General features: G+C 62.3%; 14 protein-coding genes. 12 read left to right on the forward strand and 2 right to left on the reverse strand.

The genetic code is table 11. The features are described 5' to 3' along the window. The first annotated feature begins 79 nt into the window (after nucleotides 1-79). The 7 genes from GKC28_RS05970 (at nucleotide 80) to GKC28_RS06000 (ending at nucleotide 6,962) form a co-directional block, all read left to right on the forward strand. Nucleotides 80-1,528: an FAD-linked oxidase C-terminal domain-containing protein gene (locus GKC28_RS05970; RefSeq protein WP_174145937.1), complete on the forward strand. Its 1,449-nt coding sequence runs from the start codon at nucleotides 80-82 to the stop codon at nucleotides 1,526-1,528. A 50-nt stretch (nucleotides 1,529-1,578) separates the two neighbouring features. Beyond that, nucleotides 1,579-2,676: an FAD-binding protein gene (locus GKC28_RS05975; RefSeq protein ID WP_174145939.1), complete on the forward strand. Its 1,098-nt coding sequence runs from the start codon at nucleotides 1,579-1,581 to the stop codon at nucleotides 2,674-2,676. Nucleotides 2,677-2,679: 3 nt separating this feature from the next. Next, on the forward strand, nucleotides 2,680-4,002 hold the full coding sequence (gene glcF / locus GKC28_RS05980; protein WP_174145941.1) for a glycolate oxidase subunit GlcF: 1,323 nt from the start codon (nucleotides 2,680-2,682) through the stop codon (nucleotides 4,000-4,002). Between the two features lie 153 nt (nucleotides 4,003-4,155). After that, nucleotides 4,156-4,914, forward strand: a complete 759-nt coding sequence (locus GKC28_RS05985) for a serine protease (RefSeq protein ID WP_217433995.1) — start codon at nucleotides 4,156-4,158, stop codon at nucleotides 4,912-4,914. Continuing rightward, entirely contained in the window at nucleotides 4,911-5,726 is an 816-nt protein-coding gene (locus GKC28_RS05990) for a serine protease (protein WP_174145945.1), read from the forward strand. Before GKC28_RS05985 ends, GKC28_RS05990 begins: the two co-directional genes overlap by 4 nt. Before the next feature lie 134 nt (nucleotides 5,727-5,860). Further along, the gene (locus GKC28_RS05995; RefSeq protein ID WP_065265735.1) at nucleotides 5,861-6,325 is read left to right on the forward strand and encodes an Hsp20 family protein; all 465 of its coding nucleotides are present in this window, start codon (nucleotides 5,861-5,863) and stop codon (nucleotides 6,323-6,325) included. Between the two features lie 244 nt (nucleotides 6,326-6,569). After that, entirely contained in the window at nucleotides 6,570-6,962 is a 393-nt protein-coding gene (locus tag GKC28_RS06000; protein WP_174145948.1) for a globin domain-containing protein, read from the forward strand. A gap of 8 nt (nucleotides 6,963-6,970) precedes the next feature. On the opposite strand, the gene GKC28_RS06005 is transcribed toward GKC28_RS06000, so the two are convergent. Then, nucleotides 6,971-8,443 carry an NAD-dependent succinate-semialdehyde dehydrogenase gene (locus GKC28_RS06005; RefSeq protein WP_174145949.1) on the reverse strand — a complete coding sequence of 491 codons (1,473 nt, stop codon included), beginning with the start codon at nucleotides 8,441-8,443 and terminating at the stop codon, nucleotides 6,971-6,973. A gap of 183 nt (nucleotides 8,444-8,626) precedes the next feature. Between GKC28_RS06005 and GKC28_RS06010 the strand changes: the two genes are divergently transcribed. Next, nucleotides 8,627-9,412: an alpha/beta hydrolase gene (locus tag GKC28_RS06010; RefSeq protein ID WP_174145951.1), complete on the forward strand. Its 786-nt coding sequence runs from the start codon at nucleotides 8,627-8,629 to the stop codon at nucleotides 9,410-9,412. Between the two features lie 190 nt (nucleotides 9,413-9,602). Then, entirely contained in the window at nucleotides 9,603-10,811 is a 1,209-nt protein-coding gene (locus tag GKC28_RS06015; RefSeq protein ID WP_174145953.1) for an aminopeptidase P family protein, read from the forward strand. Between the two features lie 79 nt (nucleotides 10,812-10,890). Here the strand turns inward: GKC28_RS06015 and GKC28_RS06020 are convergent, their stop codons facing one another. Next, entirely contained in the window at nucleotides 10,891-12,120 is a 1,230-nt protein-coding gene (locus tag GKC28_RS06020) for a 50S ribosomal protein L11 methyltransferase (RefSeq protein ID WP_174145955.1), read from the reverse strand. A 316-nt stretch (nucleotides 12,121-12,436) separates the two neighbouring features. Here GKC28_RS06020 and GKC28_RS06025 point away from each other — a divergent pair, with 316 nt between their 5' ends. The 3 genes from GKC28_RS06025 to GKC28_RS06035 all read left to right on the forward strand — a co-directional run bounded on the left by GKC28_RS06025 (nucleotide 12,437) and on the right by GKC28_RS06035 (nucleotide 15,087). Further along, entirely contained in the window at nucleotides 12,437-13,183 is a 747-nt protein-coding gene (locus GKC28_RS06025; protein WP_174145957.1) for a phosphatidylcholine/phosphatidylserine synthase, read from the forward strand. Nucleotides 13,184-13,208: 25 nt separating this feature from the next. After that, nucleotides 13,209-13,832 carry a class I SAM-dependent methyltransferase gene (locus GKC28_RS06030; protein WP_174145959.1) on the forward strand — a complete coding sequence of 208 codons (624 nt, stop codon included), beginning with the start codon at nucleotides 13,209-13,211 and terminating at the stop codon, nucleotides 13,830-13,832. A gap of 172 nt (nucleotides 13,833-14,004) precedes the next feature. Continuing rightward, on the forward strand, nucleotides 14,005-15,087 hold the full coding sequence (locus tag GKC28_RS06035; RefSeq protein ID WP_174145961.1) for a hypothetical protein: 1,083 nt from the start codon (nucleotides 14,005-14,007) through the stop codon (nucleotides 15,085-15,087). Nucleotides 15,088-15,453: the final 366 nt, after the last annotated feature.

The following is a 15,453-nucleotide window of genomic DNA, read 5'->3' on the forward strand; positions in this document are numbered from 1 at the left end:
GGCTGACCCTAGCGCGGCAATCCATCCCTTGCCAGATGTGTAAAATTGGTAATATTATCTTACCAAAGAGGAGGCCAAAATGGAAATGCCATCCCCAAACCCCGCCATTCTGGCCCGCAAGGGGCGGCTTGCTGAGCGGCTCTTGGCCGTGCTGCCTGCGGATGCAGTGATTCAGGACGAGGCGGAAACCCGCGCCTATGAGTGCGATGCGCTGACCGCCTACAAGTGCCCGCCTTTGATGGTAGTGCTGCCGCGAAGCACGCAGGAGGTTTCGGAGGTGCTGCGCATCTGCCACGAGGAAGGCGTGCCGGTGGTGCCGCGCGGGGCGGGCACCTCGCTGGCAGGCGGGGCGCTGCCGACCGCGGATTGCGTGATCCTGGGCGTGGCGCGGATGAACGAGGTGCTGGAGACCGATTTGGAGAACCGGATCATCCGGGTCCAGACCGGCCGCACTAATCTCAGCGTTTCCGGGGCGGTGGAGGAAGAAGAATTCTTCTACGCCCCCGACCCCTCTTCGCAGCTGGCCTGCGCCATCGCGGGCAATATCGCGATGAACTCCGGCGGGGCGCATTGCCTGAAATACGGAGTGACCACCAACAACCTGCTGGGTGCGACCATGGTGATGATGGATGGCACCGTGGTGGAGATCGGCGGCGCGCATCTGGATGCGGGCGGGCTGGATCTGCTGGGCGTCATTTGCGGCAGCGAAGGGCAGTTGGGGGTAGTGACCGAAGCGACCCTGCGCATCCTGCGCAAGCCTGAGGGAGCCCGCCCGGTGCTGATCGGCTTTGACAGCAATGAGGTGGCCGGCGCCTGTGTTTCGGGTATCATCAAGGCGGGCGTCTTGCCGGTGGCCATTGAATTCATGGACCGCCCCTGCATCAAGGCCTGCGAGGCCTTTGCCAAGGCAGGCTATCCGATGTGCGAGGCACTGCTGATCATAGAGGTCGAGGGCAGCGAATCCGAGATCGGCCACCAGTTGGGGCTGATCACGGAGATCGCCCGCTCTCATAACCCGGTGGAGCTGCGCGAGGCCGGCGATACCGATGAGGCCGCCCGCATCTGGCTGGGCCGCAAGTCGGCCTTTGGCGCCATGGGGCAGATCAACGATTACATGTGCCTGGATGGCACCATTCCGGTGTCCTCGCTGCCCTTTGTGCTGCGCCGCATCGGCGAGATGAGCAAGGAGTTCGGGCTGGATGTGGCCAATGTCTTTCACGCCGGCGACGGCAACATGCATCCGCTGATCCTGTTTGACGCCAACAAACCCGGCGACCTGGAAACCTGCGAGGCCTTCGGCGCCGAAATCCTGAAGCTGTGTGTCGAGGCTGGCGGCTGCCTGACCGGCGAGCATGGCGTGGGGATCGAGAAGCGCGATCTGATGCTGCATCAGTACACTGAGGCGGATCTGGAGGCGCAGTTGAAGGTCAAGGACGTGTTTGACCCCAAGTGGCTGCTCAATCCGGCCAAGGTATTTCCGCTGTCGGTGACCGCAAGCCGCCGGACCCTCAAGCTGGCTGCCGAGTGATGGGGGCTTTGCCCCCAAACCCCCAGAATGTTTGGACAAAGAAGAAGATGATGACACCAGGGAGCGAGGCGGAACTGGCCGAAGCCGTTGCAGGCGCAAGCGGGCCATTCAGCATTCAGGGCGGCGGCACCCGCGGGCTGGCGGTGGAAGGCGAGGTCCTGAGCAGCCGCGGACTGTCCGGGGTTGAGCTTTATGAGCCTGGTGCGCTGACGCTGGTGGTGAAGGCAGGCACGCCGGTTGCCGAGGTGGAGGCGCTGCTGGCCGCGCAAAAACAGCGGCTGGCGTTCGAGCCGATGGACCACCGCGGGCTGCTGGGCACAGATGGGGAGCCAACCATTGGCGGGGTGATCGCGGCAAATGTCTCTGGCCCCCGGCGCATCCAGGCGGGCGCCGCGCGGGATCACCTTCTGGGCGTGCGGTTCGTGGACGGTTCCGGCCAGGTGGTGAAGAACGGCGGCCGGGTGATGAAGAACGTGACCGGCTATGATCTGGTGAAGCTGATGTGCGGCGCCCATGGCACCCTGGGGGTGCTGACGGAAGTGTCGCTGAAAGTGCTGCCGCGGGCGGAGGCTTCTGCCACCGTGACTGTGACCGGTGTCGATCTGCCCGGAGCGGTCCGGATGATGTCGGCGGCCTTGGGCTCCCCTTATGATGTCACCGGCGCGGCCTATGACGCCGGCACCTATCAGGCGCATGTCCGGGTGGAGGGGTTTCAGGACTCCGCCGCCTACCGCAGCGCCAAGCTGGTGGAGTTGCTGTCGCCTTTCGGGCTGGCGGAGGTGCAGGAGGATGCCGGAGACCTGTGGCAGGGTATCCGCGATGTATCGGCCTTCCACGAGCGGGCGGGAGATGTCTGGCGGATTTCGGTGAAGCCTTCGGATGCGGCGGATCTGGCCCCGCGGCTGGAGGCGGAGGCGCTGCAATTCGACTGGGGCGGCGGGCTGATCTGGGCGCTGGTGCCAGAGGGCACAGACCTGCGCGCCCGTATCAACGTGCCGGGCCATGCCACGCTGGTGCGGGCCGCGCAGGGCACCCGTGCGCGGCTCGGCGTGTTCCAGCCGCAGCCCGGTCCCCTGGCAGCAATCTCAGCGGGGCTGCGATGCCAGTTCGACCCGCGCGGCATTCTCAATCCGGGACTGATGGGGTAACACATGCAGACCACATTCACCGAAGAACAGCTGCGGGACCCCGGCACCAAACGCGCCAATGATATCCTGCGGTCCTGCGTGCATTGCGGCTTTTGCACCGCGACTTGCCCGACTTACCAGGTGCTGGGCGATGAGCTCGACAGCCCGCGCGGCCGGATCTACCTGATCAAGGACATGCTGGAGAACGAACGGGTGCCGGACGCCAAGACGGTCAAGCATATTGACCGCTGCCTGTCGTGCCTGGCCTGTATGACCACTTGTCCCTCGGGCGTGCATTACATGCATCTCGTGGATCATGCCCGCGCCTATATCGAAAAGCACTATGACCGCCCGTGGAGCGACCGCGCGCTGCGCTGGCTGCTGGCGCGGATCCTGCCCTATCCGGGCCGGTTCCGGCTGGCGCTGTTGGGGGCCAAGCTGGCGAAGCCATTCAAGGGGTTGCTGCCGGATCCCCGGCTGCGCGCGATGCTGGATATGGCGCCCGCCACCATCCCGCCGGTCAGCCGCAATGACGACCCGCAGAGCTTTGCGCCGAAGGCGCCACGCAAGAAGCGTGTGGCGCTGATGACCGGCTGCGCGCAGAAGGCGCTAAATACCGATATCAACGACGCCACCATCCGCCTGCTCACCCGGCTGGGCTGTGAGGTGGTGGTGGCCAAGGGCGCGGGCTGCTGCGGCGCGCTGACCCATCACATGGGGCGCGAAGAAGAGAGCCATACCGCCGCGGCGAAGAATATTCGCGCCTGGACGGCAGAGATGGACGGGCAGGGGCTGGATGCCATTGTCATCAACACCTCCGGCTGCGGCACCACGGTCAAGGATTACGGGCATATGTTCCGCAATGATCCGCTGGCGGCGGATGCTGCGCGGATCTCAGGAATTGCCATGGATGTCTCCGAATTACTGATGCAGCTGGAGCTGGCGGAGGGCGAGGACAAGGGGCTGACGGTGGCCTATCACGCCGCCTGCTCGCTGCAGCACGGGCAGCAGATCAAGGCCCACCCCAAAACACTGCTGAAGCGTGCCGGCTTCAAGGTGGTGGAGCCTGCCGACAGCCATTTGTGCTGCGGCTCGGCGGGCACCTACAACCTGATGCAGCCGGAAATCTCCGCCGAGTTGAAGGCGCGCAAGGTGAAAACGATGGAGGCGAAACAACCTGATCTGATTGCCGCGGGCAACATTGGCTGCATGATGCAGATCGGCTCCGGCACTGAATTGCCCATCGTGCATACGGTGGAACTGCTGGATTGGGCCACCGGCGGCCCGCCGCCGCCTGCGCTGACTGCGTTAGGCACACGTGCGCCGGAGGTGCCTATCCTGCGTTAAAGCCGCCACTGGAAAGAATGGGGCTGCAATCACCGTCTGCTTGCCGTAATTTTGCCTGAACAGACAAATAATCTCCCAGCCGGTGGATAAGAGGAGACCCATGTGAGGCAGTGGATTCTTGCGGTTGCAGCACTGCTGCTGCCAGCCGCGGCGATGGCGCAGGACAGCCGTTTGCAGCGAATGGAGACGCTGGATGCGGGCCGCAAGTGGGAAGCTGTCGGGCGGCTCGATGTGAATGGCGAGGGGTTCTGCACCGGCGCGCTGATCGCCCCGGACCTGGTTTTAACCGCCGCGCACTGCCTCTATGACAGCCGCACCAAGGCGCCGATCGACCCCGTCACCATTGAATTCCTGGCCGGCTGGCGCAATGGCCGCGCCTCGGCTTATCGAAGCGTGCGCCGGGCTGTGCAGCATCCGTCCTATGTTTACGACGGTGAATTGTCGACGGACCGGGTGCGCAACGACATTGCTCTGCTGCAATTGCAGCGTCCGATCCGCAACACGACTGTCACCCCCTTTGAAACCGAGGAGCGCCCGCGCAAAGGGGCAAAAATTGGGGTTGTCTCTTATGCCCATGACCGCTCGGAGGCGCCTTCGTTGCAGGAGGTCTGTGCGGTGATGGCCCGCCAGCAGGGCGTGCTGGTGATGTCCTGCGACGTGGACTTCGGCTCTTCCGGCGCACCGGTGTTTTCTTTTGAGAATAGCATCCCGAGGATTGTTTCGGTGATCTCCGCCAAGGCGGAAGTGCGCGGCGAACAGGTGTCTCTGGGATCTGCCCTGGCCGAGGAACTGACTTTGCTGCAGGCGCAGCTGACCGGCGTGAACACAGGCGGGCAGATGCCGCCGGGTGTGGGCCGGGTGAAAGCGGGCGAACGTTCCGGTTCCTTTGGTGCGAAGTTCATCAAGCAATGATCTGGCGGGCGCTGTTACTGGGAGCTGCCGTGCTGGCCTATGCCGCGAGCGCAATGGCACAGGGAACCGGCCTGCGCCGCCTGACCGATCGGGATGACCTGTTCGGCTGGGAAGCTGTCGGACGGCTTGAGCTGAACGGTCAAGGCTATTGCACCGGTACGCTGATTGCGCCGGAACTGGTGCTGACGGCGGCCCACTGCGTTTACGACAAAAACAACGGCTTGCGCCCGGCAGGTCAGATCAGGTTCCGCGCCGGGCTGCGTGACGGGGTTGCGGTTGCCGACCGCCAGGCGCTGCAGATCGCAGCCCACCCCGGTTATGATCCGCGCCGCCGCCTGAATATGGAGAACATCCGCCATGATGTGGCGCTGATCCGCTTGGCGGAGCCAATTCCCAGCAGCCAGGCGGCTGCCTTTGCGCTGCATTCGGGCAAGGAATACGGCAGCGGTATTTCTGTGACCTCCTATGGCCAGGGCCGGGCTGAAGCGCTGTCGCGCCAGCGGGAATGCAACCTGATGGGAGAGCACAAGGGCGTGCTGATGATCGACTGCAATGTCACCTTTGGCTCCTCAGGGGCGCCGGTGTTCTCGCAGGCCGGCGGGCGCGGGCGGATTTTGGCGCTGGTTTCGGGCGGCGGTAATTTCCAGGGCGAGAAGGTCGCCTTCGGAATGAAGCTGCCTGAACGGGTGGCCGAGCTGAAGGCGCAGCTGCGCCGCAATCCAGTGGCTTTGCCGGACCGGCGGATCAAGCGGATCCGCGTCGGCAGCGGCACCTCTGCAGGCGGTGCAAAATTTGTCAGCGTCGGTGACTGAAAAACCTCTTGAAGCCGCATTTTCCGCTTCCTATCTCAGGATTATCCGGGCAGCCGCTGATTGGGGTCCGGAGCAAAACCAGCCTGTCCCTGCGGGGAGGGCACCCTGAAATCGCTCATCAATGAGGATGGAAAATGCGTACTTTTGATTTTGCACCGCTGCACCGTGCCACCATCGGCTTTGACCAGATCGCCAGCCTGATGGACCGCGCCCTGAGCGCCGACGCCGCCCAGTCCAGCTACCCGCCCTACAACATCGAGAAGACCGACGCCGACAGCTACCGTATCTCAATCGCTGTTGCGGGTTTCTCTGACGAGGACCTGAACGTCGAAGTGAAGGAAAACGCGCTGGTCGTGTCCGCCAAGAAAGCAGAAGACGGCGACGGCCGCACCTTCCTGCACCGCGGTATTGCCACCCGCGCATTCGAACGCCGTTTCACCCTGGCCGACCACGTCCATGTGACCGGGGCCAGCCATGAAAACGGCATGCTGCATATCGACCTGCACCGCGAGGTGCCGGAGGCGCTGAAACCGCGCCGGATCGAAATCTCCTCCTCCCGCCCGAGCCGCCCGGAGATCGAGGCCAAAGCGGTCAACTGATCCACTGGACAACGGTTCGTGCGCACGAAGCCCCCTGGTTCTGCCAGGGGGCTTTTTTGTCACGGGAGCTTATCAATAACGGCAGGAACCGACGTCGGATGGGGGTACTTTAGCAGGTTTTGCTTAGTTCTTGAGAAGACGTTTTTGGCGCTGTTTTTGGCGCAAACGCACATATCTTATTCATAGAAGCGCATGTAACCATTGGGCGACTTTCACATTTTGTTATCAAGTCTAGGAGAAGTGCGTGGACCCTCGGGATGTCGAAATCGTCAACGGAAGCTTCGCGAGTATTTTTTCTCAGAAAGCTGCGCTTGCCGATCATTTTTATAAGCATCTGTTTATAGAGTTGCCGCACGTACAGCCTTTGTTTGGAGGTGAACTAGCGAAACAAAAGGAGATGTTTTCAATTATGCTTGCCGCAGCAGTGAGGAGCATTTCGGACGAGCGTGATCTCGGTAAGCTATGTGAAGGCTTGAAATCATCTCACGCGGCCTATGGTCTCGGAAGCATGGAAGCTGCGAAGGCGTCGAAATCTCTGATGCAAGCTTTTAAGGATGTCTTGGGCAGCGAATTTGACAAGGAGCTCGAAGGCGCTTGGGAAAGGACCATCGCCCGGTTAATTCAGGCGATGGTCTAGAGGTCTAATCAGACCGACATGCAGATGTATTTCATCTCCAGATAGTCCTCGATGCCGTGGTGGCTGCCTTCGCGGCCCAGGCCGGACTGCTTGACGCCGCCGAACGGCGCCACCTCGGTGGAGATGATGCCGGTGTTGACCCCGACGATCCCGTATTCCAGCGCCTCGGCCACCTTGTACACGCGGCTGAGGTCCTTGGCGTAGAAATAGGACGCCAGGCCGAAGATGGTGTCATTGGCCATTGCGATCACCTCGTCCTCGTCCTCGAACTTGAACAGAGGGGCGAGGGGGCCGAAGGTCTCATCGGTGGCAAAGGCCATCTCCTGGGTCGCGCCCTTGACGATGGTCGGCTGGAAGAAGCTGCCGCCCAGCTCCGACGGGTTGCCACCCAGGATCACTTCGCCGCCTTTCGAGGTCGCATCGGCAATATGCTCCTGCACCTTCTCGACCGCTTCCTTGTTGATCAGCGGGCCGAAGTGGATGCCGTCCTTGAGGCCGTCGCCGACGTTCATCTTCTCCACTGCAGCTTTCAGCTTCTCCGCAAAGGCATCGTAGACGCCAGCCTGCACATAGATGCGGTTGGCGCAGACACAGGTCTGGCCGTTGTTGCGGAACTTGCACATGATGGCACCTTCGACGGCGGCATCCAGATCAGCGTCGTCAAACACGATGAAGGGCGCGTTGCCGCCCAGCTCCATCGAGCACTTCATGACAGTGTCCGCGGCCTGGCGCAGCAGGATGCGGCCGACCTCGGTGGAGCCGGTGAAGGTCAGCTTGCGCACCGCGTCGTTCTCGCAGAATTCCTTGCCGATGTCGGAGGCGCGCGAGGACGGCACCACGCTGAACACGCCCGCCGGGATGCCGGCGCGGTCTGCCAGCACCGCCAGCACGATCGCCGACAGCGGGGTCTCCGCCGCGGGGCGGGCGACAAAGGCGCAGCCCGCGGCCAGCGCCGGGCCGGCCTTGCGGGTGATCATCGCGTTGGGGAAGTTCCAGGGGGTGATCGAGGCAGCAACGCCGATCGGCTGCTTCAGCACGGTAATGCGCTTGTCGCGCTGATGACCGGGGATGGTTTCGCCGTAGATCCGCTTGGCCTCTTCCGCAAAGAACTCAATGAAGGAGGCGCCATAGGCGATCTCGCCGCGGGATTCCGCCAGCGGCTTGCCCATCTCGGCGGTCAGGATCACCGCCAGGTCTTCCTGGTTCTCCATCATCAGGTCGTACCACTTGCGCATCGCATTGGCGCGTTCCTTGCCGGTCCACTTGGCCCAGTCCTTTTGCGCGGCATGAGCCTGGGCGATGGCGCCCGCCACCTGCGCGCGGCTGGTGTCGGCCACTTGGGCGATCACGTCGCCGCGGGCGGGGTTGCTGACGTCAAACGTGCCTTCGCCATCGGTAAACTGGCCGCCGATGTAGGCGCGGGTTTCCAGCAGGCTGGGGTCATTGAGCAGGGATTTCAGGTCTGTGGTTGCGTCGAGCATTGCGGGCCTCCCGGGTGTTCTGTTGCTGGAATGGAAATCAGCTGCGCATTGATATGTCCAGAAGGATTGATGAGTCCAGAATTTGATCAAATTTCCGGCAAAGAATTTTGGGTCAAGCAATTTGACATGTGCTGTGCCAGACTGTCTGGTAGCCGCAAAGAATAAGAACAGGGGAGATTGGGCATGGAATTGGATGATGCCTATGCCAACGGGGCCTATATCGAGAATGCAGACAAGTACCCGCCGCGCTGGGCGGCCTCGGCAGAGGATTTCCGCAACAGCCTGCACGAGCGAGCCCGGCTGGACATCCCCTATGGCGAGGGGGAACGGCAGAGATTCGACCTGTTCCTGCCTGAAGCCCCCCCTAAGGGCCTGTTTGTCTTTGTCCACGGCGGCTACTGGCTGGCCTTTGACAAGAGCTCCTGGTCGCACTTGGCCCGTGGCGCGCTGGCGCATGGCTGGGCGGTGGCGATGCCGTCTTATGACTTGTGCCCGGACGTGCGGATTGCCGATATCACCCGTCAGATCGCGGCCGCTGTGACGCGGATTGCAGAGGAAGTTGACGGTCCGATTTCCTTGGCGGGCCATTCTGCGGGCGGCCATCTCGTGGCGCGGATGCTGGACAGGGCGCTGCTGCCGCCTGAGGTGGGCGAGCGGATCAAGACGGTGATCCCGATCTCTCCGCTGGCGGATCTGCTGCCTTTGCTGCGCACCTCGATGAATCAGAAATTCAAAATGGATTCCGCAGCCGCCGTGGCAGAAAGCCCGGTGGAGATGCAGGACCGTTACCCGGCGGAGGTCACCGTCTGGGTCGGCGGCGAGGAGCGCCCGGCGTTTCTGGATCAGGCGATCTGGCTGGTGGAGGCCTGGGGTGCGGATCATGTGATTGCCTTCGGCAAGCACCATTTCAACGTGATCGATCCGCTTGCGGATCCGGACAGCGATCTGGTGGCGCTGATCGTGAATTGAGCACGGCGGCGGTGGGCGGAATCGCCCACCCTATGGGGCGTAAAAAACTTCTTGCCAGAATCCGCTTTCCGCCGCATCTTCCGGCTTAAGGGCCAGGCGATGGCGTCGCCGCATGGAATACATGCCAGCCCCCACATTCCAAAACTGTCCTGAACGCCGGGACCTTTCTTGTAAGAAGGAAGGGTCTGATATGACTGCACGTCCTGAAATGTACCGTTTTCACAATGGTGAGAAGGCGCCGCTGCAATTTGCTGTCTCCGAGTATGAGGCGCGGATCGCGGGCCTGCGCAAGATCTTGGCCGAGACCGGGGTGAGCGCCGCGGTCTTCACCTCGATGCACAACATCTCCTACTACTCGGGCTTCACCTATTGCGCCTTCGGGCGTCCCTACGGCCTGGTGGTGACTGCCTCCGAGGCCGTGACCATCTCGGCCGGCATTGACGCGGGCCAGCCCTGGCGCCGCTCGTTCTGCGACAACATCACCTACACCGACTGGCAGCGCGACAATTTCTGGCGTGCGATCAAGTCTGTAAGCGGCGAAGGAGTTGTGGTTGGCTACGAAAGCGACCACCTGACCCTGCTGCAGAAGGGCAAGCTGGAAGCCTTCCTGGCGCCGTCCAGGCTGGTTGACCTCTACGAGCCGACCATGCGCCAGCGGATGGGAAAATCCGCAGCCGAGCTGGACATGATCCGGGCCGGGGCCGCGGTGGCTGACGTGGGCGGCTTTGCGATCCGCGATGCGGTCAAGGAAGGCGCGCGGGAGATCGACGTGGCGATGGCCGGCCGTGATGCGATGGAGCTGGAGATTGCCAAGCGCTTCCCCGATGCCGAGTACCGCGATACCTGGGTCTGGTTCCAGTCCGGCATCAACACTGACGGCGCCCACAACCCGGTGACGGGCCGCCGACTGGAGCGCGGCGACATCCTGTCCTTGAATACTTTTCCAATGATTTCAGGGTACTACACGGCTCTGGAACGCACCATGTTCGTGAAGGAAGTGGATACTGAGTCCCTGCGCATCTGGGAGGCCAATGTGGCGGCCCATGAGCTGGGTATTTCGCTGTTGAAGCCGGGTGCGAGCTGTGCGGAAATCACCCACAAGATCAACGCCTTCTTTGAAGAGCGGGATCTGCTGCAGTACCGCACCTTCGGCTATGGCCATTCGTTCGGCGTCTTGTCGCATTACTATGGCCGCGAGGCGGGCCTTGAGCTGCGCGAGGACATCGACACGGTGCTGGAGCCGGGCATGGTGATCTCGATGGAGCCGATGCTGACCATCGCCGACGGCCAGCCGGCGGCCGGCGGCTACCGCGAGCATGACATCCTGATCATCCACGAAGACGGCAACGAGAACATCACCAAGTACCCCTACGGGCCGGAGTTCAACGTCGTCGGCTGAGGCAGGATGAACACGAAAATTCAGGGGGTGCCATGCGTGCACCCCCTGTGCACCGGGCAGGCGCCCCGCGGGTTCGAAGCTAGTGAAAGGCTTGGCCTAGGGGATGAGCATTCGGGGCCTCTGACGGCGGGCGAACCGGGGCTTGCGGAGCCGCCGCGCCAGGGCCGAGCAGCTGGCGGTGCGCGATCCACCCCCGGGTCATCCACAGGGCGGCGGCGGCAGGCTCCTCTGCAGCCTGCAGCAGGTCTTGTACTGACAGGCTCAGCCGGGCAGCGTCGTGCTGGGCGGTCACTCTCAGGCGGTCGCCGGCCTTTGCCGTTTCCGGATGGTCCAGCAGGAAGGCAGTGCGCCCCCAGTGGCCGCCGGAGTGCAGCCCGTTCGCCACCTGTATGCCGGGGGCCAGATCCATTTCAAAGCTGACCAGCACCGCGTGGATGCTGCCTGCCGCGGTGCAGGCGAGTTCCGTTGTGCTACGCGCCGGATTGATGTCCGGCCGGGTGAAGTCAAACGCGAACAGTTCTGTTACCGGGCCCAGGGGGCGCAGTCCGCAGGCTTCGAAATCGTTTGGGGTAAGCTGCGCGACGCGCGCAAAGCGGTGAAAGGCGCTGAGGTCGAAGCCCTCAGCCTGCTGCGGGCGCCAGAGGTCCAGCAGCTGGCGGCTTTCTACCGGCTGGGCCAACAGCGTTCCTTGTTCCGGGATCGCGCGCGCGTCTGGCTTGGCAAGCGCGGCCATGGCATGGGTGAGTGTGGCAAGCGCGCCTTCGCCGAGGAGAACGGTGTCAACGATTTCCGAGATCACCACATCTGCCCGCTCCGGAATATCCTCGCCCACCACAATGTCATGCGACCACTTCGGGATCACCGTGATGCGGTCGCTCAGGCCGTTGTCCGCGATCACTTGCGTCGCGGCCTGGGCGATCAACGGCTGCTGCTCGCAGGTGTAGACATGTTTTGCACCGGCGCGCGCCGCCAGCATGGCCGTCAAACCGGCGCCGCAGCCGATGTCCAGAACCACGTCGCCGGGCTTGACCTTGGCCTCGAGGGCCCTGGCGTAGGCGCTGTTACGCGCTGTGTCCGCGAGCATCGGAAAATGCCAGCGCGGAACAAATGTCTGGTGGAGCCGTTCCTGCAAGACCTGTGCTTCGTGGTGGCGGGGATCGATGCTGAGAGCTTCGGCGAGGAGCCGTGCGGTCCGGATGCCGCCATCGGTCAGGGGTTCGGACTTTGCGGACTGGAGGAGTCTTTCCGCGTCCCGGGAACTGTGATGGCAGGATTCTCGAGCCGGATCAGGTGTTTGTCGTTCAAGCAACTTTTATTTTTCCTCATTTGAAGCAAATGCCGTTGAATGGCATAATCGTCTTGGGCATCTAACAAATGGTGAAGGAGGCGCGCGGTTTGCGCGAATGTCCTGTCATCGCGTCCGGCCGGTGCCGCTGCCCCAGCGGCTGGCGGCTTCCGGACGGCTTTTCACCAGACGGAACGAGGGCTGATCCCGCACTGCAGGCACGACCGTTGCACCGCGGCGGGTCTTGGGGCATATGTGCGCCACGGCATAGCCTGCCCGGATGTTACCCTCTTGCCGTGGCGCACACACACGCCCCGCGAGGAAGGAAAGAGCCACCGCCATGTATGACGCCCCGGAAAAGAAGAAATCCGAATTTGCGCTGATCCAGCTGATGCCGAACCTGATGACCATCGGCGCCATTTGCGCCGGGCTGTCGGCGATCCGCTCGGCCGTTTTCGGCAATTACGCACTAGCGGTCATGCTGATCCTGCTGGCGGCGGTTCTGGACGGGCTGGACGGGCGTCTGGCGCGGGCGCTGCGCAGCGTCAGCAAGATGGGGGCGGAGCTGGACTCGCTGGCCGATTTCCTGAACTTCGGCGTGGCGACGCCGCTGGTGATTTACCTGTGGGCGCTGCAGGACATGCGCGGCATCGGCTGGATCTCGGTGCTGGTGTTCTCGGTCTGCTGCGTGGTGCGGCTGGCGCGGTTCAATGTTTCTGCCAAGTCAGAGGAAGACGCGCCGAAGCTGCGCAAGGGGTACTTCGAGGGCATCCCTTCGCCTGCCGGGGCGCTGCTGGCGATGCTGCCGATGTTTGCCTCCTTTGCCTATGGCAGCCGCGAACCGGTGCTGCATGAGCTGCTGATTTGTCTCACCATGGTGCTGGTTGGGCTGGCAATGATCAGCCACATCCCGACCTGGTCGCCGAAAGCAGTTAAAATTTCACGTGAGAATGTTAAGTACTTGCTTGTGGGCTTTGCCTTCATGGCTGCGGCATTACTGACCTATGCATGGACCGTGCTGGTTGTGCTATGCCTCGGCTACCTTGCGATGGTGATTTGGGGGCTGGTTTCCAAGCCAAAGGGCTAGCCCAATACGTCCGGGGAGGGACGAATTGGATATCAAAGCAGTTGAGGAATCATACGCGCGCTGGGCGCCGGTGTATGACAGGACATTCGGCGCAGTGACGCGCTCTGGCCGCCGCAGGGCGACCCGTTACATCAATTCCCGCGAGGGCAAGGTTCTGGAGGTCGGGGTCGGCACCGGGCTGTCGCTGCAGCATTACGCGCCGCATCTGCAGGTGACCGGCATCGATTTCAGCCACGACATGCTGAAGAAGGCGCGAGGCAAGGTTCAGGAGCAGGGGCTGAAACAGGTCGAGGCGCTGCGGCAGATGGATGCCCGGCAGCTGGATTTCCCGGACAATTCCTTCGACACGGTGGCGGCGATGCATGTGCTGTCGGTGGTGCCGGACCCGGAGAAGGTGATGCATGAGATTGCGCGGGTGCTGAAACCCGGCGGCAAGCTGGTGGTCACCAACCATTTCAAGAGCGGCAAGGGGGTGCGGGCGTCGCTGGAGAAGCTCTCAGCCCCCCTGGCCAATGTGATTGGCTGGCATTCCGATTTCGCGCTGGAAACGGTGCTGCAGGAGGACCGGCTGCAGGTTGAGGTGCAGGAGGCCATTCCGCCCTTCGGGATGATGACATTCCTGGTGCTGGGCAAGCAGCAGACCATGTGAAACAGCCAGTTTCCGCACTGCGGCCCCGGGGGATCCTCCGGGGCTTTTCTTTGTGCGGCCTGTCTGCAACAGTGCATTTGAAACGGGTGGAATTGCACCGCCCCAGGGGATGTAAAATCCATTTACATCCCCATATCAGGATCAGGTATTTGACAGGGAAGGAGCGGATGCGATGAGTGTGTCCCAATTTGAGAAAATGGTGGCGGACAGCCAGGAAAAGGTGCGCGAGTCGCAGTCCAGGATCGAGGCGCTGACCTCGCGCATCGAGGCGGCGCGCAGCAAGATCGAGGCGGGCGAGGATGCCAGTATCGACATTGAAAACGCCACCCTGGAAGACGTGCACGCGCACACCGAGGTGATGAACGCCAACATCGCCGAGCTGATCATGGGGCTGGATGATGTGACTGCGGCGTTCTCCAAGGATTTCGACGAGATGCGCAACAAGACCGGCTGGGAGAGCTTTGTCGGCTTCTTCAGCCGCGGCAAGTCGGACTTGATGCGCCAGGAGCGGATGCGCACCGCCAATATCGACGACAAGCTGCAGGATCTGATTGCCAAGTCGGATGTGATTGTGAAGCTGCTGGAGGGCCAGCTGGCCACCCTGGAAGAACAGCGCGAGAAGGTGCAGGTGAACCTGTCCGCAACGCTGGACGACCGCGAGTTCACGGTGCAGGAGCTGGAGGGGGTGCGCGCTGAGATCGTGGCGCTGGATCCGCAGATCATCGAGCTGGAGAACAAGATTTCGGTCGAGCAGGACGCGGCGGCGCGCACCAAGCTGGAGACCGAGCTGGCCGACATCAACGCCAAATACAACGCGCTGGTGCAGGAGGAGCAGGTGAAGCTTGCCAAGTCCCAGACGCTGGAGCGCTATATCGAGAAGGGCAAGACCTGGGTCGACAGCCTGCAGAACCAGGCGGCGACGCAGATGGTGCTGATCAACAAGCTGCAGACAGACACCCAGCAGCGGGTGGTGCTGTATGACGCGCTGACCAAATCGCTGAAGACCGCGCAGCAGCAGGATGTGGCGCATCGGATCAACGAGATCGGCGTGCAGACCGACAAGGAAGCTCAGACCGCGATGGCGGCGATCGGCACGGCGACCAACCAGAAGATGGCCGACATGCTGGAAGCGCATGAAGGCAACATGGTGTTCGCCCGCGACGTGCTGGAGAAGAAGGCCAAGGCGGATGAACGCTTTGCCCGCCGGTTTGCGGCGATCGTCGAGAAGCACGACAAGAACCTGTATGGGGGGTGAGGTTTCATACCGGCGGCCCGTCTCTCTGCTTAAATGGGCTCTGGGAATTGCGGGTCTTGCTATCGTATTCCCCCTGACCTCCTCAGCACTTTTTCAGTTTGAGATGGAATGGGTAAGAAAGATTGGAGCGGGGTTTGGCTTAGCGGCTTATTTTGTAAGTTTCTTGATGCTGGGACTTTCAGCTTTGCTTGCCGCTTGGTCCGTCGCTTGGCTGGGGCTTACCTTCGTTCTCAATCGTGCCGAAAGTCAGAAGGACTGACTTCGGTCACGAAAACTGACTGATTACCTTTTCCGTTAGTGCAACAAAGAAAAGATTGATGGAAACAGCTAGAGTTGAGTTCGCACGAAACACAGGACGGCTCCCGG

This window comes from Leisingera sp. ANG59, assembly GCF_013317235.1.
GTDB lineage: Bacteria > Pseudomonadota > Alphaproteobacteria > Rhodobacterales > Rhodobacteraceae > Leisingera.